This is a genomic window from Acidimangrovimonas sediminis (assembly GCF_002871005.1).
In the GTDB taxonomy this organism is placed as follows: Bacteria; Pseudomonadota; Alphaproteobacteria; order Rhodobacterales; family Rhodobacteraceae; genus Acidimangrovimonas; species Acidimangrovimonas sediminis.
In genome coordinates, this window is the sequence record NZ_PHSN01000035.1 from 1 (window position 1) to 22,858 (window position 22,858).

Consider the following 22,858-nt stretch of genomic DNA (forward strand, 5'->3'; position numbering starts at 1 on the left):
ACCTTTCAGCGGGATGATGGTCAACTGCGCGCGTTCGTAGGCGAGCAGCGTCTTCTCCAACCAGAAGATCCGTCGGTAGATCCGGTCGATGCCGGCGGCCTTCCCGGTCTTCGGATTTGTGAGCAAGCGCTGAATCTTGCCGATCCTGCCTTCGTTGGCCAGCTCCCGCAGGATCTGGATGTTGTCGTAGCGCTCTTGCTGGCGCGCGTGCTCGAGTGAGACCGAGATTCTCGACCCCGCTTCACCCCGGCAAGGCTTGTGGATCAGGCGAACGCTTCGGCGCTGCGCCTTCTTGCCTTGGGCGATGGAGCGCTTCTCGCCGTGCCGGCCATTGAAAGCGAACTCGCCGGGCCGGTCGAGATACCGCGTTCCGCAGGCCTTGCATCGCGCACCGTCGAGGATCCCGTTTTCGCTCCGGAGACGTTCGACCTCGTCGTCGAGGTGCGCGTTTGACAGGAGCGAGAGCGTGTTGTCGCAGGTGCCGTTGCCGTGTGTATGCCTACAGACAATGGATCGACCATCTGTCCAGGCCGCCGGATCGTCCGCGAAGTCGAAGACCGTCGAGAGACGTTGTTGGTCTTCGTCCCCGAACGAGGTGAGCGTGTAGTGGCCGCGCCCGCTCGCGATCGAGCTGTTCGTCAGTCGGGCCTGCGCTCGGCGCGATTGGGCACCAGGGCCGATGAACTGCGGGAGTTCTGCATCGAATGGGACCCCGAAGTTGCCGCAATCGGGATCGCTACACGCATTGAGATTTGTGTTACCGCTCAATGCGGGGTAGATTTGTGCCAGCGTCAGCTGGGGAAGCTTTCTTGCCACGACACCCTTCCTGGTGATCTGTGTTTGCATCAAGAAGCTGCTCCCAGCTCAAAGGGCACCTTGGCCATTTCCGGGAAATCGGAAATCGCAGGGGCCATTTTTTCGGTTGTTGTGGCCTGAGGGTTTTGTGCGGTCCCGAGAATGGGAGCGTCAAGCGCATTCCGGCACGAAATACCACACAAAATCAAAGCGCTGCCGAGTTGCCCCGGCAGCGCTTGCTCTTGTCATGTCCCAGATACCCGAATGCGTTGAGGATGCTGCGGGGGCGTTTCTTTTTGGGGATAGTTGCGTCCGGGCCGGCGGCGCGCGTCCGCCGGCCCGGGGCGCCTCACTTGCCGCCGATGCTCTTGGCCGAGGCCATGCCGGGCGCCTTCGACTCGCCGCCAAGCTGGTCGCGCACGGCCTTCTCGATCCGCGCGCCGATATCGGCGTCGATGTTGCGCCAGTACTCGAAAGCACGCTTCAGCACCTTCTCGCTGACCCCGTCGCAGAGGTGCCCGGTGACATTCGTCACCAGCCGGTCGCGCATCCCGTCATCCATGACGTCGCGCACCAGCGCGCCGGCCTGACTCCAGTCGTCATCGTCCTTGCGCAGCTGATAGGCCGCGCGAACCATGTCGCCATCGGCATGCCAGAGACCGGCCTCGGCGGGCGTGGGCTGCGCCTCGGGGCCGCCGTAGGAATTCGGATAATAGACCGGATCGGCCGCGTTCTCGACCCGCATCGCGCCATCCTTGGAATAGGCGTGCACCGGGCTTTGCGGCTTGTTCACAGGGATCTGCTTGTAGTTCACCCCAAGCCGCGCGCGGTGCGCATCGGCATAGGAAAAGCCCCGCGCCAGCAGCATCTTGTCAGGCGACAGGCCAACCCCCGGCACCATGTTGTTCGGCTCGAACGCGGCCTGCTCGATCTGGCTGTGGAAATCGGTCGGGTTGCGGTTGAGCGTCAGCTTGCCCACCTCGATCAGCGGGTAATCCGAATGCGGCCAGACCTTGGTCAGGTCGAACGGGTTGATGCGGTAGGTCTTGGCATCCTCGAAAGGCATGATCTGCCAGTAGAGAGTCCAGCTCGGGTAATTCCCCGATGCGATGTTGTCGAACAGGTCGCGGCGGTGGAAGTCGCTGTCCTGCCCGGCCATCTTGTCGGCCTCGTCCTGGCTGAGATAGGCGTTGCCGTCACCCTGATCGGTCTTGAAGTGGAACTTCACCCAGAAGAGCTTTCCCTCGGCGTTGACCAGAGAATAGGTGTGGCTGGAATAGCCGTTCATCTCGCGCCAGGTCTTCGGGATGCCGCGGTCGCCCATGAGATAGGCCACCTGATGCGCGCTCTCGGGCGACAACGTCCAGAAATCCCACTGCATGTCATGGTCGCGCAGGCCGTTGTCGGCACGGCGCTTCTGGCTGCGGATGAAGTTCTGGAACTTGGTCGGATCCCGCACGAAGAAGACGGGCGTGTTGTTGCCCACCATGTCGAAGATGCCTTCGTCGGTGTACATCTTCACCGAGAAGCCGCGCGGATCGCGCCAGGTGTCGGGGCTGCCGCGCTCCCCCGCCACGGTTGAAAAGCGCACCAGCGTGTCGACCTTGGCGCCGGGCTGGAACACGCGGGCCTTGGTGTATTTCGAGACGTCGTTGGTCACCTCGAAATGGCCGAAGGCGCCCGATCCCTTGGCGTGGGGCTGACGCTCGGGAATGCGCTCGCGGTTGAAGTTGGCCATCTGCTCGAGCAGGTAATGGTCGTGCAGGACGATAGGGCCATCCGTGCCGACGGTCAGAGAATGTTCCTGGCTCTGGACGGGATGGCCCGCGTCGTTGGTGGTCGCGGGGACAGGTTTGTCGCTGCTCATGGTCGGAACCTCTGTCTTGGAGAAATCGGTATGGGGGAAACGGGCAGCCGCCTGCCGGGGTTCCAGAGGTTCCGCATGCTGATGCATCACTCAGTTGAGGGCCGCGCGCTCGGGAACGCGGAACCGCTGTGGCACGGCCCGGGTTCAGCAGGACGGGCTGCCGCCGATGGGCCCCCGCGGTGCCAGACCCCGCGGTGCCAGAGGCACGCCGGATCGGCACGGAAAGGCAGGAAGCGAAGATGCGACTTTTCCAATGCCAATGCTGCGGGCAGGTCCTCCATTTCGAGAACACCGCCTGCCTGAACTGCGGCAGGGACGTGGGCTACCTGCCCGGCCGCGACGCCATGGCCGCGGTCGAGGCCGAGGGGCCGGTGTGGCACCTCGCGGAGGGGTCGGGGCCGAACCTCGGCGACACCTCTGGCCGCTATCGCTTCTGCGCCAACTGGGAGATGAGCGGCTGCAACTGGCTGCTTGATGTCGGCTCAGTCTCAAGCTCGGGCGCAAGCGCAGACGAAACCTATTGCCGCGCCTGCCGTCACAACCGCACCGTGCCCGACCTCTCGGATCCCGGGAACCGCGCCCGCTGGCAGAAGATCGAGACCGCCAAGCGGCGGCTGATCTACACCCTGCGGCGCCTTGGCCTTCCGATGCCGCTTGCGGATGACGGCCATCCCGAACCGATGATCTTCGACTTTCTCGCGGACGGCCCCGACCCGTCGGAACAGGTCACCACCGGGCATGCCGACGGGGTGATCACCATTGCCCTGACCGAGGCCGACGACGCCCACCGCGAGAAGCTGCGCCAGGACATGGGCGAAGGCTACCGCACGCTGCTGGGGCATTTCCGGCACGAGATCGGGCATTATTACTGGGACCTGCTGATCCGCGACGGATCGGAGGACGGCGGGACTACCGGCATCGAGGCCTTCCGCGCCCTCTTCGGCGACGAGCGGGCCGATTACGGCGCGGCGCTTCAGGCGCATTACCGCGACGGCCCCCCCGCCGACTGGCAGGCAAGCCATGTCTCGGCCTATGCGACGATGCATCCATGGGAGGACTGGGCCGAAACCTGGGCGCATTACCTGCACATGGTCGACACGATCGAGACCGCGACCGCCTTTGGCATGAGCGTGGCCCCGAGGATCGACCCGGAGGGCAAGCTGTCGGCGGAGCTCGATTTCGACCCTTACCGCGCCCTGGACATCCGCCAGCTTGTCACGGCCTGGATGCCGCTGACGGTGGCGTTGAACGCGATGAACCGCGCGATGGGCCAGCAGGATTTCTACCCCTTCGTGCTGCCCGAGCCGGTGCAGGCCAAGCTGGCCTTCGTGCACGCGGCGATCCGGACCCGTATCGCGCCGGCCTGACCCGGCCCCCGGCAGCCGGGAGCGGCAACCAAGCCCTCGCCACTTCGCCGGGCGCGGACCTTCGGCGTATCGCGGAGGTCGGTCTGGTCCGGCGACCACCCGGGCGATAGCTTCGCGCTTTGGTTCGTAGGGGAGCAACTGTAGGGGGGTCTTACCTTTTGCACACGTTCCGAAACCTAGGAGACCCACAAAAAGCGCTGCAAAAACAGGGTAATGTAAGTAATTAGGGCATTTGAGGTTCTGTACGGAGAATGCGGGAAGACGCCCCAAAATGAGCTTGAACTGCGCACTTCCATGACACCAAGCAGGCAAAGCAGCCGCAAAAGGCGATCATCAGACCGCATTCTCTAACATACTGGGAGAAAATGGGAATATTGCGCGAGAGCTTGGCCGCGTGGGGCACCGACAGCCGCTTAGGACCATACTAGGGCAGCAGGGGGTTTCGGAACTGAGTTCCGAAACCATGTAGAGGGCGGTATGGTATCGAGTAGATCAATGGAAAAAGGGGATAGAAGGGAGCACCGCATCAGATGGATGCACGGAGGTTTCGGAACTCGGAAAGCGTTAGAAAAGGTTCAGGTAAGGTGGTTTTTAACGCGCAGGATGCCCGTCAAACCTCGTAGGAGGAGAGTGTGGCTGTGGAAGAGGATCTCCGTCTGAGGTTAAGCGGCCAGATCGCCGAAGTTCACCAACTGACCTGGTGACGTAAGCACAATTGCATGGGTAGTCGATGCACCTGCTCAAGGGGATCACCTCAAGCTCATCACGACCGAGAAAGCGGCCTGTCATCGCGGAAGCCTGAGGGCAGATCCAGGGGCCTGCCAGAAGCTCAACATAGGGGCGCATACGCTCCATACCAGGATCGCAAATTTGCTCGATCCGATAAGCTGAGTTGATCCATCCGCACACTCGCCCCGTGATCGCATCGAGGTTTCCGCCATCGATCCTGTCCAGCATATCATTGGAAATTTTTGAGTCGAGGAAAGCCAATTCCGTCAACTCCGCGAGTTCGGAAAGGCTAAAGTCGTGCTTGTACGGGCACTCGGAAACGGCGCGCGCAATGTAGGGACCAATATCGATCGGCTCGTGTCTGAACCACACCTTCATGAGGTGGGAAAAGCCTTTTTCCATCACACTCTCTCCGTATGCCCCCACCAGACTACCCGTCCGATTACGGTGACGTCAGCGACTGATTTATCCTCTTGCCCAAACTCGGGATTGTCCGATGTCAGCATCAGCAGATCCTCCGATGGGCGCCACAATCTCTTCGCTCTCGCTTCTCCATCATCCAAAAGCGCGTAGATCGGGGCAAGACCGTCCTTCAGGTTCTGGCGGACCGGCAGTACCTTCTGCGACGTGTCGATCATAACCATGTCGCCGTCGCTGATCGTGCGCGCCATGCTTTTACCGCTGATCCTCGCCAGAACCGCATCCGCACTCGATATCTGTCTGCGGCTCATCCAGTCTTTACGGAAGGCGATCATGTCGATGATTTCTTCGGCCCCATTATGGCTGCCCGCGCCGGCCGCGATCCGGGCATCGTAAAGAGGAAGATGAACGAGATCTTCTTCATGTCGCCGTATGGAGACATGCGTGCTCGATGCACTCATACCTTCCAGTTTGGCAGCTATCTCCCGCCTAATCGACTCGGCATGTTGTTGACCCGTTAGGATGTACTGAACATCTGCCCCAGCTTCGGCGATCGCTGAGAGGTAGCCTGCATCTGGCGCCCTCTTCCCTGCCTCGTAGTTGAGTTGCGCGTTTCTCTTAACCCCTGCGATCGCACCAAAATCAGCCTGATTAAGCCCCAGCCGCAGACGCTCCTCATGGAGGCGTTTACCAATGCACGCATATGGATGCATTTCTGATTGACTGTATCCATTTGAGTGCATAATATTATGATCCAAGAGCAGAGCATGTTTAACGAGGCAGCATGACCGAGAACGCCATTAAGTTCCAGCCCGGGGCGATCCTGCACGATGCGATCGTTGGCGCATTCCGGGCTCAGGGCCGAGGCTTCGATATCTGGTGCGCCGAAAATGGCGTGTCCTCGTCGAATGCCAGGAACGCCACCTTCGGCCAGTCCAGGGGACCCAAAGGTAGGGCACTTCTGGCACGGATTATTGACGCAGCTGGCCGGGACTTCGTGATGGCAGCCTATGCCAAACGCCTGCGCGATCACCATGCCATGATCAGCCAGGAGAGCCGCTAATGCTCAGCACCCGCCCCCGTCCGACGGTCGACCACAGCGCCCTGCGCTGCCGCCTGCGCGACCCGAAGGACCGCGCGTACCTGCACCTGAGCGGATGCGGCGCCACCACCGGCACCACCTATGCCTGGCTGGGCACCCCGCGGCAGGCGGATCTGCTCCGCACCCGCGCCGAGGCGCGCGGCGAGCCATGGCCGTTCATCATCGTCGAACTGGAGGGGGTGTGATGCTGAATGTGTCAGGCAGCAGGGGGATGAGCATTGCCCAATTCCCCAAGCTTTCGGTAGTCATGTCCCTCGAAGGACACGAAAGCTGCCAAAATGCGGTGCAGAAGCGGCACGTGAAGCCGCTGATCTCGACCGAATTCGAGCGCATCAATCGCATCATTGTAAGCCTTGGCGTCGAGAGCGCGAAGCATTGGCGGCTCCTCGGCTGCGATGCGAACCAGACGGCTCTGCCAAGTTGCGCAGTCTTCATCGTTTGCGCTGGGGACGGCCTCAATGTCTGCGAGAAGGGAGTAGTAGTCTCTCTGCAACGTCTGATGGTCGCGGGCCTGGCGACCAAAATCAAAGACCAACTGCAGCGCGCCGATCAGCGCAACTGCTGCGCCAATCCAGCTTTGGGCAATACCAAAGCGAGCAAGCACGTCGCCGATTGCAGCTGCACCAAGCAGTATGACCGCAAGATTGAATACCCGGTTCATACGCTCAAGAGCGCGTCTCCGCGCCGTATGATAGAGGGCGTTCCGGAGAGCATTGAAACGGACGTTCTCGCGATCTGGGGTCATACGTCAGGCTCCTATTTCTGCGGTGGCGGCTTTGGCGCTGGGGCACTGGGCTGGCGAGGGCCGGGGCCAGCACCTGGTCCGGACGTGCTGGGCTGCCTTGGCCCCAGCGAGTTAATCTGCATTTCACGATCCGGCTGGCGAACTCCGAATTCCCGGCGCGGGGTGTCATCTTTTTTCCCACTCATCGAACACGTCTCCTTTTGCTGGTCTCAGAAGGGGATGTCAGGTGTCGGGGGGCGCTCCTACGTCCCTCGACACCGCCAGTATAACTTGGGCCTTCCCATTCTCCAAACCCAACATCTGGAGGATGCGGCATGACCCATATCTCCCCCCTTCTCCGCGCCGCCGAGCAGTCTGCCACCACTCAAGGGGCGGTGGCGCGTGAGCCCGCCGGCCCGCACGCTTTCTCCTCCCCCCTGCGTGCGGGCTGGCGCCGGCTGGTTTCGACCGTCCGTGCCTTCGAGGCCAGCCCGTTCTCCAACTGGATCGGCGGCGCCGTGCTCTTCGGCATGCTGATCGTGGGCCTCTGGATCGGCACCGGCCTCGGGATGATGGAGCTGCCGAAATGAGCCCGCTCGGTTTCACGATCTTCATGGGCAGTGTGCTGGGCGGCTTGGTCGCCTGGCTGTGGATTTTTCATCGTCTTTTCGGGTTCTGACCATGGCTGAGAACGACAAACCCCGCACCGGCTTTCCCCGCCCCCTGCGCGCCACGGGTCACTGCCGACACTACCGCTACGAGCGCGGTGACCTGCTCTCGGGAACCGGACCGTGCTGCGCGCGCGAGGTTAGCCTGCGGAAGCTCGGTGCGGCACTGGCCTGCATGCCGACGCCCGCCGCCGATGCCTATTGCCCGCTCCGCCAGGAATACACCGCCGCCGAGCGGCAGATGTGGAAGGAGTTTGGCGACGCCCTGCATCACCGCATTGCCCAGGCGATCGCCGCGCTGCCCGCTCCGATCCCGCTGAACACCAGCGGTCATGTCCCCTGCCCGAACTGCGAGGGGGGCGAGCTCTACTACGCCCGCTGGGATCGCGGCGCGGCGATCCAGTGCAACACCGAGAACTGCGCCGGGGCGCGCTTCTCGATCGAACGCGGGGCCGACTGGCCCGCCAAACCTGAGGAGGACGCATGATGCCCGCAATCGCGACCAGCAAAACCCCGACACCGCGCGCCAAGCTTGCCCGAGTTACCGAACTCCTCGCTGCCGCCCAGTCCGATCTCGACATCGCTCGCGACACGGCGCTGCCGTGGCCCATGCGGTGCGCCTCCAGCCGCCTCTATGCCCAATCAGCCGAGCAACTCGTGGACGAGCTGGGCGAACTCGCCAGGACCGGCGCGCTCGATGTGCTGCGCCGGGTCCTGGCCAATTCGGGCGGGCACGCCTGATGCACGCGGCGGCGCTCACCTCTCCCCGGCTTCAGCGGGTGCTGGCGGTCCTGCGGGACGGCAAGCCCCACACGACGCGCGACATCGTGCGTCGGGGCCGGGTGATGGCGGTGAACGTCTGCATTTCCGAACTTCGCCACCACGGCGCCGAGATCGCCTGCATCAAGCAGGCCACGGCCCAAGGCTGGCGCTTCTACTACACCATGACAAGGGCTCCCAAAGTATGAATGCCGAAGCTAACCGCCCCGAGACCTACCTCGGTCAAGACAGCATCGATGTGTCGATCGACGCGATCGAGGCCAATGAGGGCCGCGCCCGTGCCCTGGACATGAACTGGGTCCGCGCCCTGGCCGACATGATCCGCGAGCAAGGCCTCCTTCAGCCGATCCGCGTTCGTGACCTTGGCGACGGCCGCTGGAGCCTGACGGCCGGGCACCATCGCCTGATCGCAGCCAAGGTGGCCGGCTTCGCGAAGATCCGCTGCATCGTCTCGACCGCCAGCAATGCCGACGAGGCCCGGCTCGAAGAGGTCATGGAGAACCTCGGCCGCAACGAGCTCAATGCCCTCGACCGCTGCTGCCACCTCTTCGAGCTGAAGCGGGTGTGGGAGAAGCTGTATCCGGAAACGAAAGCCGGCGTTGCTGGGGGTAAAGCCCGTCAGGGTTCAGCAAACGAAATGTTTTCGTTTGCTACCGCGACTGCCGAAAAAATTGGGCTTTCGAAACGTGCAATTCAGATCTCCGTCAAGATCTGGACCGACCTGACGCCCGAGGCCCGCCGCCGCCTAGTCGGCACCGAGACCGCGAACAAGCAGACCGAGCTGAAGGCCCTTTCCGAACAGAAGCCGGACCTTCAGGGCAAGATCCTCGACTTGATCTTGGGCGATGGCCCTGTCGGCAACGTCGCGCAAGCCCTGGACTTCCTGGCAAACGGCGTTGCCCAGAACGCCCTCGAAAAGCGCTATCTCAAGGTGAGCCAGAGCCTCGGCGCCCTCGACGATGTCACCTTCGACAACGTGCTGGCTGCCCATGAAGACCGGGTGATCGCGTCCCTCAAGCGGAGGGGGCGCATCTGATGAGCGCGGCCGCCCAGCAGTTCTTCACGGCAAGGGAGCTTGCAGATGCCACCGCCGCGCGCGGATTGGCAGGCCTTCCGATGACCGAGCGTGGATGGAGAAAGTCCGCGACCAGGGAGGGCTGGAATGCTCTGCCGGAACGACTGGCGCGGCCGCGGGCCACGTCGGGCACGGGCGGACGCCCCACCACCGAATACCACCTCTCGCTCCTTCCGGAGGCACTACAGGCAGCGCTGACCGCCCGCACGGCCACCGTCGCGCTGCAGGCCGCGCACGAGATCCAGACCGAAGCGGCAAGACGTCAGGTCATGGCAATCCGAGCCCAGGCGCTCGGCGCCCATGCCCGGGGCGTGATGGAGGCCCGGGCCGAAATCCTGACAACGATCGAGGGCTATGCCATCGCCCACGGCGAGAACCGTGCCTGGGGCATCGCGAGCTTCGTGAATGCCCAGAAGGCGTTCGCCGATCGTCAGGAAATCGAGCTCCGGCGCGAGTCAGGCGCGCCCCTCTCGCCCCACGAGCTCGCATCGCTCTCGCGGCCGCTCGAACTGACCTCGCCGACAGGTTTTCACATTGCCCCGGAACGCCTCCGTGTCGCCAACGATCGGCGCAACGCGATGAGCGTAAGCCGCCGCGCGCTCTACGACTGGTTCAAGGTTCGGGATGAGCGGGGCGTGGTCGCACTCGCGCCCGTGCCGCCAAAAGAGGCCGAGCCGATCCCCGCGGCCTTCGCGGAGTTCCTCAAGTTCTACGCCATGCCCTCGAAACCGACCATCTCGGATGCGCATGCGCAGTACCTGAAGAAGGTGACGGGTGATCCGGGGCTGCACCACATGCCGATCACGCTCGGACAGGCGCGCCGTATCTTGCGCGAGCGGATGAACAACATCGAGAAGCATGTCGGCCGTGAGGGACTGCTGACGCTGCGCTCCCGCATGGCTTATGTCACGCGCACCACCGAGGGCATGTGGCCGACCACGATCTATACCGCCGACGGCAAGACCTTCGACGCCGAGATCGCCGATCCCGTCACGAAAAACCCGATCCGGCCGGAGATCACGACGATCCTCGACGTCGTTACGCGCAAGGTCGTCGGGATCTCCCTCGCCCGCTCGGAAAACCAGCGCACAGTGGCCGAAGCGCTCCGCAACAGCTGCGTCGATAACGGCATTCCGGCGATTTTCTACGTCGACCGCGGCCCGGGCTACAAGAACGAGGCGATGGACGCCGATGTCAGCGGCCTGATGGGGCGCCTCGGCATCACGAAGATGCATGCGCTGCCCTATGGGTCGCAGGCGAAAGGCCGGATCGAGCGCCCACAGGCGACGATCTGGGATGTGCTCGCCAAGCGCCTGCCCACCTACATCAGCCGCGACATGGACAAGGAGGCGAAGCAGTTCGTCCACAAGAAGACCCGGCGTGAGATTGCCGAGTTCGGAGAGTCGCGCCTGCTGCCGAGCTGGGAGCGCTTCGTCGAACTCGCCTGGGGCATGGTCGCCGAATACAACGATCGTCCCCACCGCGGATTGCCGAAGTTCATCGACCCGGAAACCGGGAAGACGCGGCATATGAGCCCGAACGAGGCCTGGGCCGCCCACGTGCGCGACGGCTTCCATCCCGTGCAGGTCGATGCAGACGAGGTCGACGATCTTTTCCGCCCCTACGAGACCCGTGTCGCCCGCCGCGGCGAAGTGCAGTGGAACTCGAACACCTATTTCGACCATGCTCTGGTACCCTACCACCAGAAGAAGGTCATGGTGGGCTACGACTATCACCAGGCCGACCGGGTCTGGGTCCGGGAGTTCGACGTCGAGACCGGTCAGCCCGGAAAGCTCATCTGCGTCGCGCGTTTCGAGGCGAACGCCCAGCGGTATGTCCCTGTCAGCTACGAGCAGAAGGCGATCGAAGACCGGGCCAAGAGTCGTCAGGCCCGGATTGGCAAGAAATCGGCCGAGATCGAAGCCGAGCGCCTCGGGCTGCATCTGGTGGAACATCAGCCGGTCGAGCCCGCGCCGTTCTTCGAATCGATCGAGGATGAACCCGTCAGGATTTCCCAAGAGCCGGAAGTTCCTGACGTCCCTGCGAGCCTGCCCAGGCGACGCACCTTCGCTTCCGACGAAGACCTGGCCGCCTGGGCCCTGGATCACCCTGAAGAGCTAACGCCAAACCAGATCAACGTCCTGAAGAGCTGCCTTGGCAGTCAGACGGCCCGCGATCTGTTCCGAATGTCAGGCATCGATGTGGAGGCGCTTCGAACCCTCCTCCGCGCCGTTGCCTGACACCCTGCTGAGAGCATGAGGAGAGCATAAAAATGAAGAACACCTTTGTCGAGACGAGCAACACGAAGCGCTTCCTGGGCGCCATGCATGCGCTCGACGATCGCGGTGCGATCGAGGCCTGCATGGTGGTGGTCGACGGCAAGCCGGGGCTGGGCAAGACCACCACCCTGTCGCGCTGGGTCGCCCAGACCGGCAGCATCTACATGCGCGCGCAGAAGGGATGGGATTATAGCTGGTTCATCAAGGATCTGCTGACCGAGCTCTCCGTGTCTTACGAGGGCATCCGTGGTGGGCGCCGCGAGCGCTTCGCCCGCGTGATCCAGGAACTGCAGTCGCGTGCCGAAGAGGCCGCACTGAACGGCACGACGTTCGGCCTCGTCATCGACGAATGCGACCTTGTGTCGAACCGCAGCGAGATCATGGAAGCGATCCGCGGCATCAGCGATATCCAATTCATGCCGACGATCCTGGTCGGCATGGGGCGGCTCCGCGACAACCTGCGCCGCTTTCCCCAGATCGAGAGCCGCGCCCCGAACAAGGTGGAGTTCCTGCCGGCCTCCCGCGAGGACGTCGCCGCGCTGATCGAGGGTCGGTGCGAGGTGGCGGTTGCCGATGATCTGATCGACTTCGTCCACAAGGTCTCGAAGGGGTTCAACCGCGAGATCCTCGACGCGATCGCGAACATCGAGAAGTTCGGGCGCCGCATCGATCTCGGGCCGAAGGGCGTCACCGTCGCCGACATGGCCGGCCAGACGCTCATGAACGACCGTACACATGGCAAGCCCATCAAGGTTCCGGGGGCGTTCTGATGGTCGCAGGCGAATTCGATACAGGCACCCTTGGCGCTGCAACGACAGCGCTTCTTCGAGCGATGGCGGATGGCAGCGATCACGGGGTCATGGCGCTGCAGGAGCAGCTCGGCCTTAACCGCCGCCAGTTCAACAACGCGGCCCGGCGGCTGTTCCTGCGGAGCTACGCCACCATCGTCAAACCGGGCGTGATCCGACTCACCAATGGTGGGAAGGCCGCTGCCTCGTCCGGCGAGGTGATCCGCGGCGGTCCGAAGGGTCAGGTGAAGATCATCAAGGACACCTTCCGCCAGCGCGCCTGGACGGCGATGCGTGTGCGGCGCTGCTTTACGATCGGCGAGATCGTGGCCGATGCCTCTCGCGATGGCGATGGTGATCAGCAGGACAACGCTCGCCGCTACGTCTCGCGGCTGAGTGCGGCCGGCTACGTCGCCGAGATGCCGCGCCGCGTGTCTGGCACGGCGCCGGGCTCCAACGGCTTCAAGCGTTGGCTTATCCGTCAAGACACCGGCCCGAAGGCACCGGTGTTCCGCGAGAGCGCCTGCGCGATCCATGATCCGAACACAGGGGAGGACGTGGCATGCAAAACCGCCAGCTGACCAACCTGGATCTGCCCGCCCCCGACTGGGTCGAACTCGTCCGCGAGGAGGTTGCCAAGGGTCGCTCGATCGCCGCCGTCGCGGCTGAAATCGGCATGCCGCGCCCGTCGCTCTCGATGCTCTTGTCGGGCACCTATCCGGCGAAGCTCGACAAGGTCAGCCGCAAGTATGCCGCCCGTGTCTTCTCAATCTACCGGGCTGAACGGCTCTGCCCCCACATCGGCCGCGGGATCTCGCTCGCGACCTGCCGCGAGAACGCGCTCGCGCCGATGTCCACGTCGAACCCCGAAAAGCTGCGCCAGTGGCGCGCCTGCCGGGTCTGCGAATTCAACCCGCTGAAGGAGGTGACCTGATGTCGCGCAAACACCTGGTCGAGCAGATCGAAGCGATCGAGTTCAGCGACGAGGCGGGCGTTCTGTTTCAGCAGCTCTCGGCCTTCCCGCCTTCATCGGAAGCAGGTGCTGTCATCCTGGTCGTGGCTGCCATGCTGCTCGCCTCCCAGCATCCGGGAGAGTCCCCGTTGATCGGCGCCGCACTGCGCGAGATGAGCACGGAATTCGAGGATCTCATCTTCGAGGTTCACCAGCGCCTGGGCAATGGCCGCATGAGGTCCGTGCTTCGCTTCGTGGGAGGGATCGATGTCTGACCCTCTCGCCGGAAATCCCCCCATCCCCACCATGGAGACCCCAATGTCCGATTTCGCCCCCACCGCCGTACCGAGCGCCCTGATCGAGGTCGACGGCAAGAGCTATATGCGCGACGCCAAGGGCGCGCTTTGGCCGGCAGAGCTCGTGAAGGCCCAGCACAAGCTTGAGGACGATACTGTCCGCAAGGTCATGGGCTACGCGCTGTCGTTGAGCGACCAGGTGTCGCGCTTCAAGGCCCACACCTTCGAGGATCTCGGCAGCTTCGACGCGATCCTCGAACAGGAATACGGGCTTACGAAGGGCGGCCCAAAGGGCAACCGCACCTATCAGACCTACGACGGCCTCATGAAGGTCGAGGTTCGCGTTGCCGACCTCATGGATTTCGGACCGGAGCTGCAGGTCGGCAAGCAGTTGCTCGACGAATGCCTCAACGAGTGGGCCGCGGACAGCCGCCCGGAGATCCGCGCCCTGATCACCAAGACCTTCAACACCGACAAGGAAGGTCAGGTGAACCGCGCGCTGCTGTTCACCCTGCTGAGCCTCGATGTCGAGGATGAGCGCTGGGTCAAGGCGATGGAGGCCCTGCGGGCTGCCATCCGTGTGGTGGGTTCCAGGACCTACTACCGGATCCAGACACGCCAGAGCGTCGATGCGCCCTGGGAGACCGTCACGATCGACCTGGCGAAGGCATAAGTCGATGAAACTGACCCTCAACCCCGCAACCATCGTTCTCGTCGCCGAAATCCTGCGTGCAGAGCGCGGCGCGGAGGCGTGCGACGTCGACGATGCCGGTCGGATGATCGTGGAGGCGATCAAGCGCCTCCGCGATACGGGCGACGAGGTCGAGACCGAAATGCGGTTTCACGAAGGCGAACTCGACTGACTTTTGAATTTCACCCCCGGCGGCGCTGTGCGGCCGAGCAACCCCAAGGAGAAGACCATGAGCAACTTCAACAAGACCGACCTGATCGCCAACGTGACCGCGGCGACGGGTACGTCCAAGCAGACGGTTCAGGCAGTGATCGACGCCGCCCTGAAGGAGATCTCCGAGAAAGCTGACGCCGGCATGACGGTCCGTCTCGCGCAGTTCGGCACCTTCCAGGTCAAGGAAAGCGCGGCGCGCCAGGGTCGGAACCCTCGGACCGGTGAGACGGTCGAGATCCCGGCCAAGCGTCGGCTCGCCTTCAAGGCGTCGAAGTCCCACGCCTGATGCGAAACCCCGCTCGGCGATGAGCCGGGCGGCGGTCGGCCGGGCGTGGTGGCCTGGTCCTGATGATGCAGCCGGAGGTGCAAGATGAAGAAGAACAGGTTGTCCGATCTCAATGATCACCTCTTCGCCCAGCTGGAACGGCTGAGCGACGAAAGCCTGACGGCCGAACAGATCGAGCAGGAGGTGAAACGCGCCGGCGCGATTGTCGATGTCGCTGACCAGGTCTCGGAAAATGCGAAGTTGCAGCTCACTGCCGCCAAGCTCTTTGCAGAGCACGGGGCTCAAGTGCTTCCCCATCTACCCGCAATCGGGAAGGCGCAGGAATGAAGGGCCAGGCAATCGACTACCTGCCGGAAGAACTGGCGTGGATCGAGGCCCACAAGGACTGGCCGCGAAAGACGCTGCATGCGGGGTTTTGCGCACGTTTCCGTCGCACCGATGTGTCCGTGGATGCGCTGAAGCAGCTCTGCCTCCGCAAGGGCTGGAAGACAGGGCGCACCGGCTGCTTTCCCAAAGGCAACGAGCCGATGAACAAGGGCAAGAAGATGCCCTTCAATGCCAACAGCGCACGCACCCAGTTCAAGAAGGGAGATCGGCCTCACACATGGCGCGGCGCGGGCCACGAACGTATCGACGCGAAAGATGGTTACGTCATCATGATCGTGGACGAGACGAATCCCTGGACTGGGGCGCCGACCCGGCCGGTCCACAAGCATCGCTGGCTCTGGGAAAAGAAGCACGGCCCGATCCCCAAGGGAATGGTCCTCAAATGCCTCAGCGGCGACAAGACGAATTGCGATCCATCGAACTGGGAACTCATCCCGCAAGCCATGATGCCTCGACTTTCGGGGCGCTGGGGCATCGCCTACGATGATGCGCCAGATGAGCTGAAGCCCACGTTGATGGCAACGGCGAAGCTGGAATACGCCGCCCGCGAAGCAAAGAAGCGGGCGAAGTCATGAACGCCACTGCGATCATCAACATCGCGAAGGCCGAGCTGGCGATCGACGATGACGATTACCGTGATCTCCTGGAACGCGTCACCGGCCAGCGCTCGTTGCGTGCCATGTCAGAGCGTCAGAAACGGGACGTTCTTGACGAGCTGAAGCGTCTCGGTTTCCGCGTGAAGACCAGCCGCCCGGCCCGGACGGCCTCGAAACCCTACATCCGGCTGATCCATGCGCTCTGGAAGAACTGCCAGCGCCTCGGCGTGATCGACAACGGCTCCCGAGAAGCCCTGCGCGCCTTCTGCGCGCGCTTCGTTGACCAGGGCAGCGGCAACGTCGCCGTCGATCCGGATCTGCTTTCCTATGATCAGGCGTCCCCGGTCATCGAAGCGCTGAAGAAGATGGAAGCCCGTGGCCTCGCCGCCGAGCGGAAGCGGGGGCGCCATGGCTGACAAGCACATTCCCGCGTCGCAGATCCGCAAGGTCTGGCTTGATTCTTCGCTGACCACAGCGCAGGCCGCGGCGGAGGTCGGGCTGTCACGCTCGAACCTCTGGCACCGGGCGAAGCATCTCGGCCTTCCTCAACGCAAGCAGGGCAACCGCTATCTCAACCTGGATGCCGATCAGCTTCGGGACCTCTGGATTGCCGGCGTCGACGGAAACGAAATCGCCAGGCACTTCGGCTGCAGTCGCGCCGCCATTTCGGCCTGGTGCGGTCGGCTCGGCCTGCCACCGCGCCCGAACGGCGGGCGTCGCCGCTATCTGACGATGGCGGAATACCGTGAGCTGAAGCTGGCCGAGAAGATGCGCGACCAGGCCGCGGTGGAATACGCTGCCCGCAAGGCGCGGGGCTGACATGCCCATTTCGCCTCATAGCTCTCATCATCTTCCGGAATCGCTTGCCGATGTGGCCGACGCGCTCGGCGTGAAGCTGGTGCTGGAGCTGATGCAGGCGTTTGGCGGACGTGAACTCTGGATCCCCAAGTCGGCAGGACCGGACCACGAACTCGCGAAGGTGCTTGGCGAAGAGCCGGCCAACGCGCTATGCAAGTTCATCGGGAACACCGCGATCTACATCCCGCATGGCAAAGCCGGGCAGGTTCTGCGCAACGTCCACGAGCTGGAAGCCCGGGGCCTGAAGAAAGGCCAGATCGCGCGGGAACTCGGGATTTCGCAGCGCCACGTCCGGCGCCTGGCGAACGGCGATGCGGGCCACGGCGGCCGGCATCGCGATCCGCGACAGGACGATCTCTTCGACAACGACTGAGGCTGCCCCGGACGCATGTCCGCTGCAGCGGTGCGCAACGCTCGTGCCAATTGCGAGACGGGAAAACCGTTTCGCGGAGCGAGTATTCATGCAGACCAGCGCACAGGGCACGGCCGTCCTCGAGGAAGAGGAAGGCGTCGTGCTGAAGGCCTATCGTGACGCCAAGGGCGTCTGGACGATCGGCGCAGGCCTCACGGCCGCTTCGGGCGTCGTGACGCCGAAGGCGGGCATGGTGCTGCGGCCCGACCAAGCGACGGCGCTCCTGCAGCAGGCGCTTCGCCAGAACTACGAGCCAGCCGTCCAGAAGGCGATGGGCCAGCCCAAACAGAACGAGTTCGATGCGGGCGTGCTGTTCCACTGGAACACCGGCGCGATTGCCCGCGCGACCTGGGTGAAGCTCTGGAAATCCAGCGCCGCCGCTTCGGCGATCCGCGCCTCGATGGCGGAGTGGGACAAGAGCGGCGGCAAGGTGCTTCCCGGTCTCGAAAAGCGCCGTCAGCGCGAAGCGAACATCCTGCTGATGGGGGTCTACGGCGATACCGGCAACGCCGAGAAGATCGGCAACTGGGTCATCAAGATGACGCCCGGCGAACGGAGCGCCGCGGTCGAAGGCTTCCGGAAGCTCGGCTACGAGATCGGCGCGATCGGCCAGGAAACCGACCAGATCAAGCGGTTCCAGAGCGACCACGACCTGACCGTCGACGGCCTGATCGGGCGCGCCACCCTCTCGACCCTGCAACGCGCCCTGGACGCCCGCGCAAAGGCCGCCCCGAAGGCAACGGCCGCGATCGCCACCGGCGTCGCTGCCAGCTCGACCGATCTGGTGCATCAGCTCTCCGGGGTGCCCCATGCCGATGTTGCCGCCACCGTCGCGGCCGGCGCCGCGGCGCTTCATCAGGCCTGGAAATACCGCGACGTGATCGCCGCAGCCGTGGCCCCCACCATGCCGCGCGTCGCGGCCTTCCTCCGGAGCGTCTGACATGGGCGCCCTTGCCGCGATCGCCATCCAGGCGGGCCTGCCGTTGATCGGCGCCATCCTGCAGTCGAAGCTCGGTCCCGCCGATGGGCGGCTGGCATCCGACGTGCTGACCCGGGTCGCCAGTGAGCTCGGCATTCCGGTCGATCAGCTCGAAGCCAAGGCGCAGTCCGATCAGGACTCGGTGGTCTCGGCCATGCGCACCGTGGAGGCGCAGAGCCCCGCCATGGTGCAACTCTACATGCAGGAAGCGCAGCAATCGGCCGCGCTCGCCGCGGGCGAAGCGACCGATCCGGTATGGATGCGCGCCTGGCGCCCCGCCGGCATGTACATGCTGGGCTTTCTCTGGCTCTGGAACAGCGTGATCCTGCATGTGGCCAATGCGATCTGGAAGATCGCGTTGCCGCCGATGCCGTTCAACGACCTGCTGCAGCTCTCGACCCTCTACATGGGCCTCTACATGGGCGGCCACACCGTCAAGGACGTGGCCGGCAAGATCGCCGCGAAGATGGGCGGCAGCTGATGCCCGGAGGCGTGTTCGACATCTCGCCGCTGGTCGACTGGATCGGTGTGCTCTCCCCGATCATGACCTTCGCGTTGGCGGTCTGGATGCTGGTCTCCTCCCGGCCCCGATCGAATGCGGACAAGATCGAGAAGATCGAGAAGCGGCAGAACCACCAGGAATCGCGGATCCAGAAGCTCGAAAACGACCTGACGTATCTGCCCACCAAGGATGAGCTTCACGCCATCGATCGGAAGATGACCGAGCTCCACGGCTCACTCAACGCGGTCAGCGGCCAGATGCTGCCGCTGAAGCACGCAATCGAAAACCTCCAGAAATGGGCCATGGGGCTACGGGACGGCGAATGACCAGGGAAGACATCAAGCGCAAGGCGCGCTCCGACTACATCTACCGGCGGATGACACAGGCGACCATTGCGGCCGCCTATGGCATCTCGGAAGCGACGGTCGGGCGCTGGAAGAAGGCCGCGCGCGATGCCGGCGACAACTGGGATGCGGCGCGCACGGCCCATGTGATCGCGGGCGAAGGTGTCGAGACCGTGGTCAGCCACGTCGTCGAAGACTTCATGCTCCAGGCGCAGTCGATCCTGGAGGAGATCAAGTCGGGTACCCATTCGACCACCGAAAAGGTCGGCATGCTGGTTTCGCTCTCCGACGCGATGACGAAGATGGCCGCCTCGGCCAAACGGTTCGCACCGAAGGTGTCCGAGCTGGGCGTGGCCCAGGACGTGATGGGCAAGCTCCTCGAGTTCGTCCGTGAGAACTTCCCGCAGCATGCCGATGCCGTCCTCGAGATCATCGAGCCGTTCGGCGATCGCCTGGCGGAGCTCTACACGTCATGACCGTCCGGCCGCGCCTGAAAGCGGCCGTCAGCCGGCGCGAGTTTCGCGAGAACATCGCCAAGATGGCGGACGAGTTCTCGCGCTTCATCGAGCTCAGCGTCGATGCCTTTCCGACGGACCCGGCCGCCAAGGCCGAGCGTCTGCGAAAGGTCGAGGGCGCGGACGGTTACCGCTTCTTCCTGGAAACCTATCTGCCCCACTACATCCGGGGAGAAGCGAGCCTCTTTCACGAGGCGGTCTTCGAACGCGTGCCCGGCATTCTCGGCTCCGACAGAGGCGCCCGCGAGCTTTTCGTGGCCCCGCGGGGTTCCTCGAAGTCCACGCACCTCTCGCTGGGTCTGGCGCTCTACTGCATCGTCCGGGGGCTGAAGCACTACATCGTCGAGGTCTGCGACGTCTACGAGCAGGCTGCGCTCCTGGTCGAAGCGATCAAGGCCGAGCTGACCGTCAACATTCGCCTTCAGACAGACTTTCCTGACGCCTTCGGCGCCGGCCGCGTCTGGCGTGAGGGAGACATCGTTACCCGCAACAACGTGCGCGTCTCCGGCCTCGGCGCCGGCAAGAAGGTCCGTGGTCGCCGGCATGGCCCCTTCCGGCCCGACCTCCTGTTCCTGGACGATATCGAGAACGACGAGCAGGTCCGCAGCCCCGACCAGCGCACCAAGCTCTGGAACTGGATCAACCGTGCCGCGCTGAAGCTCGGGCCGCCCGACGGCTCTATGGACGTCGTTTGGGTCGGGACAATCCTGCACTTCGACGCCGTTCTGGTGCGCGCCTCGAAATCGCCCGCCTGGACGGTCACCAAGTTCCAGGCGATCCAGCGCTGGCCCGACCGGATGGACCTCTGGGACGCGTTCGAGGAAATCTTCCTGGCCGACGGCGAAGAGGCCGCGCGGGCCTTCTATGCCGAGCGCAGGGCCGAGATGGACGCGGGCGCCGTGATCAACTGGCCCGCCCTTCAGCCGCTCGTATGGCTGATGCTCGAACGCGCGGCCGATCACGAGGCCTTCCAGACCGAGTACCAGAACCAGCCGATCAGTGACGGCAACCCTTTCGGCGACCTGACCTATTGGGTCCAGCGCCAGTCCGACTGGATCTTCTTTGGGGCGATCGATCCGTCGCTCGGCAAGAAGGCGAAGGGCCGCGACCCGTCTGCGATCCTGGTGGGCGGTTGGGATCGCCTCAATACCCGCATGGACCTGGTCGAGGCCTCGATCCGTCGCCGGCTTCCCACGGTGATCATCTCCGATGTCATCGCGATGCAGCGCGATTATCGCTGTCTCCTGTGGTTCGTGGAAAGCGTCCAGTTCCAGGAGTTCCTGCGTACCCAGCTGATGACCGAGGCCGCGAAGGCCGGCGTGGGTGTCTCGGCGATCCCGGTGACGCCGATCGCCGACAAGGATCTCCGCATCGAGCGCCTGCAGCCGCCGATCAAGGCCGGCATGATCCGTTTGCACACCTCCCAGGTCACACTGATAGAACAGCTCGAGCAGTGGCCCAATGCCGCCCACGACGACGGTCCGGACTGCCTCGACATGCTCTATCAGAACACGCTGATCTATGGCGGCGCCGGTGCAGGCGGCGGCGAGGTGATGACCGCGTCGGACGGAGGCGGCGATCAGCTGGGCGGCTTCAGATTGGGGAGGGGCTGATGCGTTGCAGCTATTGCGGCTCCCATCGTCATGACCACCGAACCTGTCCGCACACCTTCGGCGGTTCGGCGCGCCGCGCCAATCTGCGCTGCGGCTATTGCGGCGCGCGCAACCACGACATGCAGGCCTGCCCGCACCGCCACACCGGCCGCGCCGAGCGCGGCCGGGGCATCACCATTCTCGATCGAGGACCGACCCGATGAGCCGCCGCAAGCACAAGCGTGCAAACGCGTCCTTCGCCGACCAGGGCCGCAAGAACCTGCCGGCGGAGCAGCGGACGCTGATCGCCAGCGCCCAGAACGACATCACGATCCCATTCTTCTCCGGCGTGATGCAGTATGTCGACGACACGCTGATCCAGCAGGGCGGCGGCCAGGGCCTGAAGATCTATGACGAGATCGAGCGCGACACCCATGCCGGGGCAATGCTCGGCAAGCGCAAGAAGGCCGTCGTCGCCCGCGAGTGGGGCGTCGAGCCCGGCGGTGATCGCGCGATCGACAAGGAAGCCGCCGACCTGGTGGAAGAGCAGCTCGGCAAGCTTCCCTTCGACCAGATCTGCGAAGACCTGCTGGACGCGACGCTGAAGGGCTTTGCCGTCAGCGAGGTGGTCTGGATGCGCGATGGCACCCAGATCCGGCCCGAGCGGATCAAGACCCACGATCAGCGGCGCTTCCGTTTCGGCTTCGACTGGAAGCCGCGGCTGCTGACCTGGACCTCGATGTACGAGGGCATCGCGCTGCCCGAGCGGAAGTTCATCATTCACCGCGTCGGCGTGAAGGGGAACAACCCTTATGGCCTGGGCCTCGGCAACAGCCTCTTCTGGCCCGTCCTGTTTAAACGCGAGGGTATCGCCTTCTGGCTGCACTTCCTCGAGAAGTTCGCCGGGCCCACTGTCGTCGGCAAGACCCCCTACGGCGATATCGATGGGCAGCAGCGCAAGCTCCTCCAGACCCTGCAGAATATCCGGACCAGCTCCGCGGTCACCGTGCCGATCGGGACGGATGTCGAGTTCCTGGAAGCGACCCGCGGAGGCACCGTCAGCTATCAGGGCTTCCTCGATTACTGGGATCGCCAGATCTCGATCCGGACCACCGGCGAGACACTGACCACCCAGGTCGGGGATTCGGGCAGCCGTGCCCTGGGCGACGTGCATGAAGAGATGTTCGGCCTCGTGGTCGACAGTGACAGCGATCTGCTGTCAAGCACGCTCCGCCAACAGCTGATCCGCTGGATCGTCGAGTACAACCTGCCCGGTGCGGCCCTGCCGTCGGTCTGGCGGGCCAGGCCGAAGAACGAGCAGGCCGAGGCCGAGACCCGCAAACAGAAGGCGGAAGCGGCCACGGCCAGCAACCAGGCGCTGGTGACGATCGTCAAGCAGTCGGCCGTCTTCGAAGACGACGCGATCGCGCGCGAGTACATCATCTCCTTCGAGCTGACCGACGGGCTTTCCGATCGCACGATCGACGCAATGGTAAAGGCGCGCGCGGCCTTCGCGCCGGCAGCCCAGGCCCCGGATCCGTTCGCCAGCCAGGATCCTGCAGCCGATCCTTCCATCGCCTTCGCCGCCAGGCTCAAAAAAAAACGCTGAACCATCGCCACGTCTGCTTTGCTGAGACCGAT

At 64.0% G+C, this 22,858-nt stretch carries 32 protein-coding genes, 1 other RNA gene and 1 pseudogene; 29 read left to right on the forward strand and 5 right to left on the reverse strand.

Annotated elements, in window-relative coordinates; genetic code table 11:
- Together CVV76_RS21965 and CVV76_RS21970 are read right to left on the reverse strand one after the other, a co-directional pair.
- Positions 1-846, reverse strand: a pseudogene (locus CVV76_RS21965) (hypothetical protein); the annotation flags it as partial.
- Between the two features lie 298 nt (positions 847-1,144).
- Positions 1,145-2,662, reverse strand: coding sequence for a catalase (locus CVV76_RS21970; protein ID WP_102226832.1), 1,518 nt, complete (start codon positions 2,660-2,662; stop codon positions 1,145-1,147).
- Positions 2,663-2,901: 239 nt separating this feature from the next.
- Here CVV76_RS21970 and CVV76_RS21975 point away from each other — a divergent pair, with 239 nt between their 5' ends.
- Positions 2,902-4,029, forward strand: coding sequence for a zinc-binding metallopeptidase family protein (locus tag CVV76_RS21975; protein ID WP_102226833.1), 1,128 nt, complete (start codon positions 2,902-2,904; stop codon positions 4,027-4,029).
- 591 nt (positions 4,030-4,620) lie between these two features.
- Here CVV76_RS21975 and CVV76_RS24775 read toward each other — a convergent pair.
- Complete coding sequence (locus tag CVV76_RS24775) at positions 4,621-5,160, reverse strand: hypothetical protein (RefSeq protein WP_146010349.1); 540 nt, start codon at positions 5,158-5,160, stop codon at positions 4,621-4,623.
- Positions 5,160-5,936, reverse strand: coding sequence for an XRE family transcriptional regulator (locus CVV76_RS24780; RefSeq protein ID WP_146010350.1), 777 nt, complete (start codon positions 5,934-5,936; stop codon positions 5,160-5,162). The genes CVV76_RS24775 and CVV76_RS24780 overlap by 1 nt, the downstream gene beginning before the upstream one ends.
- A gap of 26 nt (positions 5,937-5,962) precedes the next feature.
- On the opposite strand from CVV76_RS24780, the gene CVV76_RS21985 reads away from it, so the two are divergent.
- Both CVV76_RS21985 and CVV76_RS21990 read left to right on the forward strand, forming a co-directional pair.
- Entirely contained in the window at positions 5,963-6,241 is a 279-nt protein-coding gene (locus CVV76_RS21985) for a hypothetical protein (protein WP_102226835.1), read from the forward strand.
- Complete coding sequence (locus tag CVV76_RS21990) at positions 6,241-6,465, forward strand: hypothetical protein (RefSeq protein ID WP_102226836.1); 225 nt, start codon at positions 6,241-6,243, stop codon at positions 6,463-6,465. The genes CVV76_RS21985 and CVV76_RS21990 overlap by 1 nt, the downstream gene beginning before the upstream one ends.
- Before the next feature lie 11 nt (positions 6,466-6,476).
- On the opposite strand, the gene CVV76_RS21995 is transcribed toward CVV76_RS21990, so the two are convergent.
- Positions 6,477-7,025, reverse strand: coding sequence for a hypothetical protein (locus tag CVV76_RS21995; protein ID WP_146010351.1), 549 nt, complete (start codon positions 7,023-7,025; stop codon positions 6,477-6,479).
- Between the two features lie 314 nt (positions 7,026-7,339).
- On the opposite strand from CVV76_RS21995, the gene CVV76_RS22000 reads away from it, so the two are divergent.
- The 26 genes from CVV76_RS22000 to CVV76_RS22125 all read left to right on the forward strand — a co-directional run bounded on the left by CVV76_RS22000 (position 7,340) and on the right by CVV76_RS22125 (position 22,826).
- The gene (locus CVV76_RS22000; RefSeq protein WP_102226838.1) at positions 7,340-7,594 is read left to right on the forward strand and encodes a hypothetical protein; all 255 of its coding nucleotides are present in this window, start codon (positions 7,340-7,342) and stop codon (positions 7,592-7,594) included.
- A gap of 91 nt (positions 7,595-7,685) precedes the next feature.
- Positions 7,686-8,159 carry a hypothetical protein gene (locus CVV76_RS22005; RefSeq protein ID WP_102226839.1) on the forward strand — a complete coding sequence of 158 codons (474 nt, stop codon included), beginning with the start codon at positions 7,686-7,688 and terminating at the stop codon, positions 8,157-8,159.
- Positions 8,156-8,413 carry a hypothetical protein gene (locus tag CVV76_RS22010; protein ID WP_146010352.1) on the forward strand — a complete coding sequence of 86 codons (258 nt, stop codon included), beginning with the start codon at positions 8,156-8,158 and terminating at the stop codon, positions 8,411-8,413. The genes CVV76_RS22005 and CVV76_RS22010 overlap by 4 nt, the downstream gene beginning before the upstream one ends.
- Positions 8,413-8,640, forward strand: a complete 228-nt coding sequence (locus CVV76_RS22015) for a hypothetical protein (RefSeq protein WP_102226841.1) — start codon at positions 8,413-8,415, stop codon at positions 8,638-8,640. The genes CVV76_RS22010 and CVV76_RS22015 overlap by 1 nt, the downstream gene beginning before the upstream one ends.
- Positions 8,637-9,488, forward strand: a complete 852-nt coding sequence (locus CVV76_RS22020) for a ParB/RepB/Spo0J family partition protein (RefSeq protein ID WP_102226842.1) — start codon at positions 8,637-8,639, stop codon at positions 9,486-9,488. The genes CVV76_RS22015 and CVV76_RS22020 overlap by 4 nt, the downstream gene beginning before the upstream one ends.
- Entirely contained in the window at positions 9,488-11,767 is a 2,280-nt protein-coding gene (locus CVV76_RS22025) for a Mu transposase C-terminal domain-containing protein (protein ID WP_102226843.1), read from the forward strand. The genes CVV76_RS22020 and CVV76_RS22025 overlap by 1 nt, the downstream gene beginning before the upstream one ends.
- 32 nt (positions 11,768-11,799) lie before the next feature.
- Positions 11,800-12,576, forward strand: coding sequence for an AAA family ATPase (locus CVV76_RS22030; protein ID WP_102226844.1), 777 nt, complete (start codon positions 11,800-11,802; stop codon positions 12,574-12,576).
- Positions 12,576-13,175: a hypothetical protein gene (locus tag CVV76_RS22035; RefSeq protein WP_146010353.1), complete on the forward strand. Its 600-nt coding sequence runs from the start codon at positions 12,576-12,578 to the stop codon at positions 13,173-13,175. Before CVV76_RS22030 ends, CVV76_RS22035 begins: the two co-directional genes overlap by 1 nt.
- The gene (locus CVV76_RS22040) at positions 13,157-13,528 is read left to right on the forward strand and encodes a hypothetical protein (RefSeq protein ID WP_233193099.1); all 372 of its coding nucleotides are present in this window, start codon (positions 13,157-13,159) and stop codon (positions 13,526-13,528) included. The genes CVV76_RS22035 and CVV76_RS22040 overlap by 19 nt, the downstream gene beginning before the upstream one ends.
- Positions 13,528-13,821, forward strand: coding sequence for a hypothetical protein (locus CVV76_RS22045; protein WP_102226846.1), 294 nt, complete (start codon positions 13,528-13,530; stop codon positions 13,819-13,821). The genes CVV76_RS22040 and CVV76_RS22045 overlap by 1 nt, the downstream gene beginning before the upstream one ends.
- A gap of 43 nt (positions 13,822-13,864) precedes the next feature.
- On the forward strand, positions 13,865-14,515 hold the full coding sequence (locus tag CVV76_RS22050; protein WP_233193100.1) for a DUF3164 family protein: 651 nt from the start codon (positions 13,865-13,867) through the stop codon (positions 14,513-14,515).
- A gap of 4 nt (positions 14,516-14,519) precedes the next feature.
- Positions 14,520-14,705 carry a hypothetical protein gene (locus tag CVV76_RS22055; protein WP_102226848.1) on the forward strand — a complete coding sequence of 62 codons (186 nt, stop codon included), beginning with the start codon at positions 14,520-14,522 and terminating at the stop codon, positions 14,703-14,705.
- Positions 14,706-14,762: 57 nt separating this feature from the next.
- Positions 14,763-15,032 carry an HU family DNA-binding protein gene (locus CVV76_RS22060; protein ID WP_102226849.1) on the forward strand — a complete coding sequence of 90 codons (270 nt, stop codon included), beginning with the start codon at positions 14,763-14,765 and terminating at the stop codon, positions 15,030-15,032.
- Positions 15,032-15,109, forward strand: an RNA gene (locus CVV76_RS22065) — hammerhead ribozyme type II. The genes CVV76_RS22060 and CVV76_RS22065 overlap by 1 nt, the downstream gene beginning before the upstream one ends.
- 7 nt (positions 15,110-15,116) lie before the next feature.
- The gene (locus tag CVV76_RS22070; RefSeq protein ID WP_102226850.1) at positions 15,117-15,359 is read left to right on the forward strand and encodes a hypothetical protein; all 243 of its coding nucleotides are present in this window, start codon (positions 15,117-15,119) and stop codon (positions 15,357-15,359) included.
- Positions 15,356-15,994: an HNH endonuclease signature motif containing protein gene (locus CVV76_RS22075; protein WP_102226851.1), complete on the forward strand. Its 639-nt coding sequence runs from the start codon at positions 15,356-15,358 to the stop codon at positions 15,992-15,994. The genes CVV76_RS22070 and CVV76_RS22075 overlap by 4 nt, the downstream gene beginning before the upstream one ends.
- Positions 15,991-16,431: a regulatory protein GemA gene (locus CVV76_RS22080; protein ID WP_102226852.1), complete on the forward strand. Its 441-nt coding sequence runs from the start codon at positions 15,991-15,993 to the stop codon at positions 16,429-16,431. The genes CVV76_RS22075 and CVV76_RS22080 overlap by 4 nt, the downstream gene beginning before the upstream one ends.
- Positions 16,424-16,834 (forward strand): MerR family transcriptional regulator, encoded by a 411-nt coding sequence (locus CVV76_RS22085; RefSeq protein WP_146010354.1) that lies wholly within the window; start codon positions 16,424-16,426, stop codon positions 16,832-16,834. The genes CVV76_RS22080 and CVV76_RS22085 overlap by 8 nt, the downstream gene beginning before the upstream one ends.
- 52 nt (positions 16,835-16,886) lie before the next feature.
- Positions 16,887-17,246: a hypothetical protein gene (locus CVV76_RS22090; RefSeq protein WP_146010355.1), complete on the forward strand. Its 360-nt coding sequence runs from the start codon at positions 16,887-16,889 to the stop codon at positions 17,244-17,246.
- Positions 17,247-17,334: 88 nt separating this feature from the next.
- Entirely contained in the window at positions 17,335-18,225 is an 891-nt protein-coding gene (locus tag CVV76_RS22095) for a glycoside hydrolase family protein (RefSeq protein WP_102226855.1), read from the forward strand.
- 1 nt (position 18,226) lies between these two features.
- Positions 18,227-18,745 (forward strand): hypothetical protein, encoded by a 519-nt coding sequence (locus tag CVV76_RS22100; protein ID WP_102226856.1) that lies wholly within the window; start codon positions 18,227-18,229, stop codon positions 18,743-18,745.
- Positions 18,745-19,092 (forward strand): DUF2730 family protein, encoded by a 348-nt coding sequence (locus tag CVV76_RS22105; protein ID WP_102226857.1) that lies wholly within the window; start codon positions 18,745-18,747, stop codon positions 19,090-19,092. The genes CVV76_RS22100 and CVV76_RS22105 overlap by 1 nt, the downstream gene beginning before the upstream one ends.
- Positions 19,089-19,586, forward strand: coding sequence for a DUF1804 family protein (locus tag CVV76_RS22110; protein WP_102226858.1), 498 nt, complete (start codon positions 19,089-19,091; stop codon positions 19,584-19,586). Before CVV76_RS22105 ends, CVV76_RS22110 begins: the two co-directional genes overlap by 4 nt.
- On the forward strand, positions 19,583-21,238 hold the full coding sequence (terL, locus tag CVV76_RS22115) for a phage terminase large subunit (RefSeq protein ID WP_102226859.1): 1,656 nt from the start codon (positions 19,583-19,585) through the stop codon (positions 21,236-21,238). Before CVV76_RS22110 ends, terL begins: the two co-directional genes overlap by 4 nt.
- On the forward strand, positions 21,238-21,441 hold the full coding sequence (locus CVV76_RS22120; RefSeq protein ID WP_102226860.1) for a hypothetical protein: 204 nt from the start codon (positions 21,238-21,240) through the stop codon (positions 21,439-21,441). The genes terL and CVV76_RS22120 overlap by 1 nt, the downstream gene beginning before the upstream one ends.
- Positions 21,438-22,826, forward strand: coding sequence for a DUF935 domain-containing protein (locus CVV76_RS22125; RefSeq protein WP_102226861.1), 1,389 nt, complete (start codon positions 21,438-21,440; stop codon positions 22,824-22,826). Before CVV76_RS22120 ends, CVV76_RS22125 begins: the two co-directional genes overlap by 4 nt.
- Positions 22,827-22,858: the final 32 nt, after the last annotated feature.

Bases quoted from the DNA above. Each gene is read 5' to 3' on its own strand.
- CVV76_RS21970 (WP_102226832.1), bottom strand. From the start codon at position 2,662: ATGAGCAGCGACAAACCTGTCCCCGCGACCACCAACGACGCGGGCCAT.
- CVV76_RS21975 (WP_102226833.1), top strand. From the start codon at position 2,902: ATGCGACTTTTCCAATGCCAATGCTGCGGGCAGGTCCTCCATTTCGAG.
- CVV76_RS24775 (WP_146010349.1), bottom strand. From the start codon at position 5,160: ATGGAAAAAGGCTTTTCCCACCTCATGAAGGTGTGGTTCAGACACGAG.
- CVV76_RS21985 (WP_102226835.1), top strand. From the start codon at position 5,963: ATGACCGAGAACGCCATTAAGTTCCAGCCCGGGGCGATCCTGCACGAT.
- CVV76_RS21990 (WP_102226836.1), top strand. From the start codon at position 6,241: ATGCTCAGCACCCGCCCCCGTCCGACGGTCGACCACAGCGCCCTGCGC.
- CVV76_RS21995 (WP_146010351.1), bottom strand. From the start codon at position 7,025: ATGACCCCAGATCGCGAGAACGTCCGTTTCAATGCTCTCCGGAACGCC.
- CVV76_RS22000 (WP_102226838.1), top strand. From the start codon at position 7,340: ATGACCCATATCTCCCCCCTTCTCCGCGCCGCCGAGCAGTCTGCCACC.
- CVV76_RS22005 (WP_102226839.1), top strand. From the start codon at position 7,686: ATGGCTGAGAACGACAAACCCCGCACCGGCTTTCCCCGCCCCCTGCGC.
- CVV76_RS22010 (WP_146010352.1), top strand. From the start codon at position 8,156: ATGATGCCCGCAATCGCGACCAGCAAAACCCCGACACCGCGCGCCAAG.
- CVV76_RS22015 (WP_102226841.1), top strand. From the start codon at position 8,413: ATGCACGCGGCGGCGCTCACCTCTCCCCGGCTTCAGCGGGTGCTGGCG.
- CVV76_RS22020 (WP_102226842.1), top strand. From the start codon at position 8,637: ATGAATGCCGAAGCTAACCGCCCCGAGACCTACCTCGGTCAAGACAGC.
- CVV76_RS22025 (WP_102226843.1), top strand. From the start codon at position 9,488: ATGAGCGCGGCCGCCCAGCAGTTCTTCACGGCAAGGGAGCTTGCAGAT.
- CVV76_RS22030 (WP_102226844.1), top strand. From the start codon at position 11,800: ATGAAGAACACCTTTGTCGAGACGAGCAACACGAAGCGCTTCCTGGGC.
- CVV76_RS22035 (WP_146010353.1), top strand. From the start codon at position 12,576: ATGGTCGCAGGCGAATTCGATACAGGCACCCTTGGCGCTGCAACGACA.
- CVV76_RS22040 (WP_233193099.1), top strand. From the start codon at position 13,157: ATGCAAAACCGCCAGCTGACCAACCTGGATCTGCCCGCCCCCGACTGG.
- CVV76_RS22045 (WP_102226846.1), top strand. From the start codon at position 13,528: ATGTCGCGCAAACACCTGGTCGAGCAGATCGAAGCGATCGAGTTCAGC.
- CVV76_RS22050 (WP_233193100.1), top strand. From the start codon at position 13,865: ATGTCCGATTTCGCCCCCACCGCCGTACCGAGCGCCCTGATCGAGGTC.
- CVV76_RS22055 (WP_102226848.1), top strand. From the start codon at position 14,520: ATGAAACTGACCCTCAACCCCGCAACCATCGTTCTCGTCGCCGAAATC.
- CVV76_RS22060 (WP_102226849.1), top strand. From the start codon at position 14,763: ATGAGCAACTTCAACAAGACCGACCTGATCGCCAACGTGACCGCGGCG.
- CVV76_RS22070 (WP_102226850.1), top strand. From the start codon at position 15,117: ATGAAGAAGAACAGGTTGTCCGATCTCAATGATCACCTCTTCGCCCAG.
- CVV76_RS22075 (WP_102226851.1), top strand. From the start codon at position 15,356: ATGAAGGGCCAGGCAATCGACTACCTGCCGGAAGAACTGGCGTGGATC.
- CVV76_RS22080 (WP_102226852.1), top strand. From the start codon at position 15,991: ATGAACGCCACTGCGATCATCAACATCGCGAAGGCCGAGCTGGCGATC.
- CVV76_RS22085 (WP_146010354.1), top strand. From the start codon at position 16,424: ATGGCTGACAAGCACATTCCCGCGTCGCAGATCCGCAAGGTCTGGCTT.
- CVV76_RS22095 (WP_102226855.1), top strand. From the start codon at position 17,335: ATGCAGACCAGCGCACAGGGCACGGCCGTCCTCGAGGAAGAGGAAGGC.
- CVV76_RS22100 (WP_102226856.1), top strand. From the start codon at position 18,227: ATGGGCGCCCTTGCCGCGATCGCCATCCAGGCGGGCCTGCCGTTGATC.
- CVV76_RS22105 (WP_102226857.1), top strand. From the start codon at position 18,745: ATGCCCGGAGGCGTGTTCGACATCTCGCCGCTGGTCGACTGGATCGGT.
- CVV76_RS22110 (WP_102226858.1), top strand. From the start codon at position 19,089: ATGACCAGGGAAGACATCAAGCGCAAGGCGCGCTCCGACTACATCTAC.
- terL (WP_102226859.1), top strand. From the start codon at position 19,583: ATGACCGTCCGGCCGCGCCTGAAAGCGGCCGTCAGCCGGCGCGAGTTT.
- CVV76_RS22120 (WP_102226860.1), top strand. From the start codon at position 21,238: ATGCGTTGCAGCTATTGCGGCTCCCATCGTCATGACCACCGAACCTGT.
- CVV76_RS22125 (WP_102226861.1), top strand. From the start codon at position 21,438: ATGAGCCGCCGCAAGCACAAGCGTGCAAACGCGTCCTTCGCCGACCAG.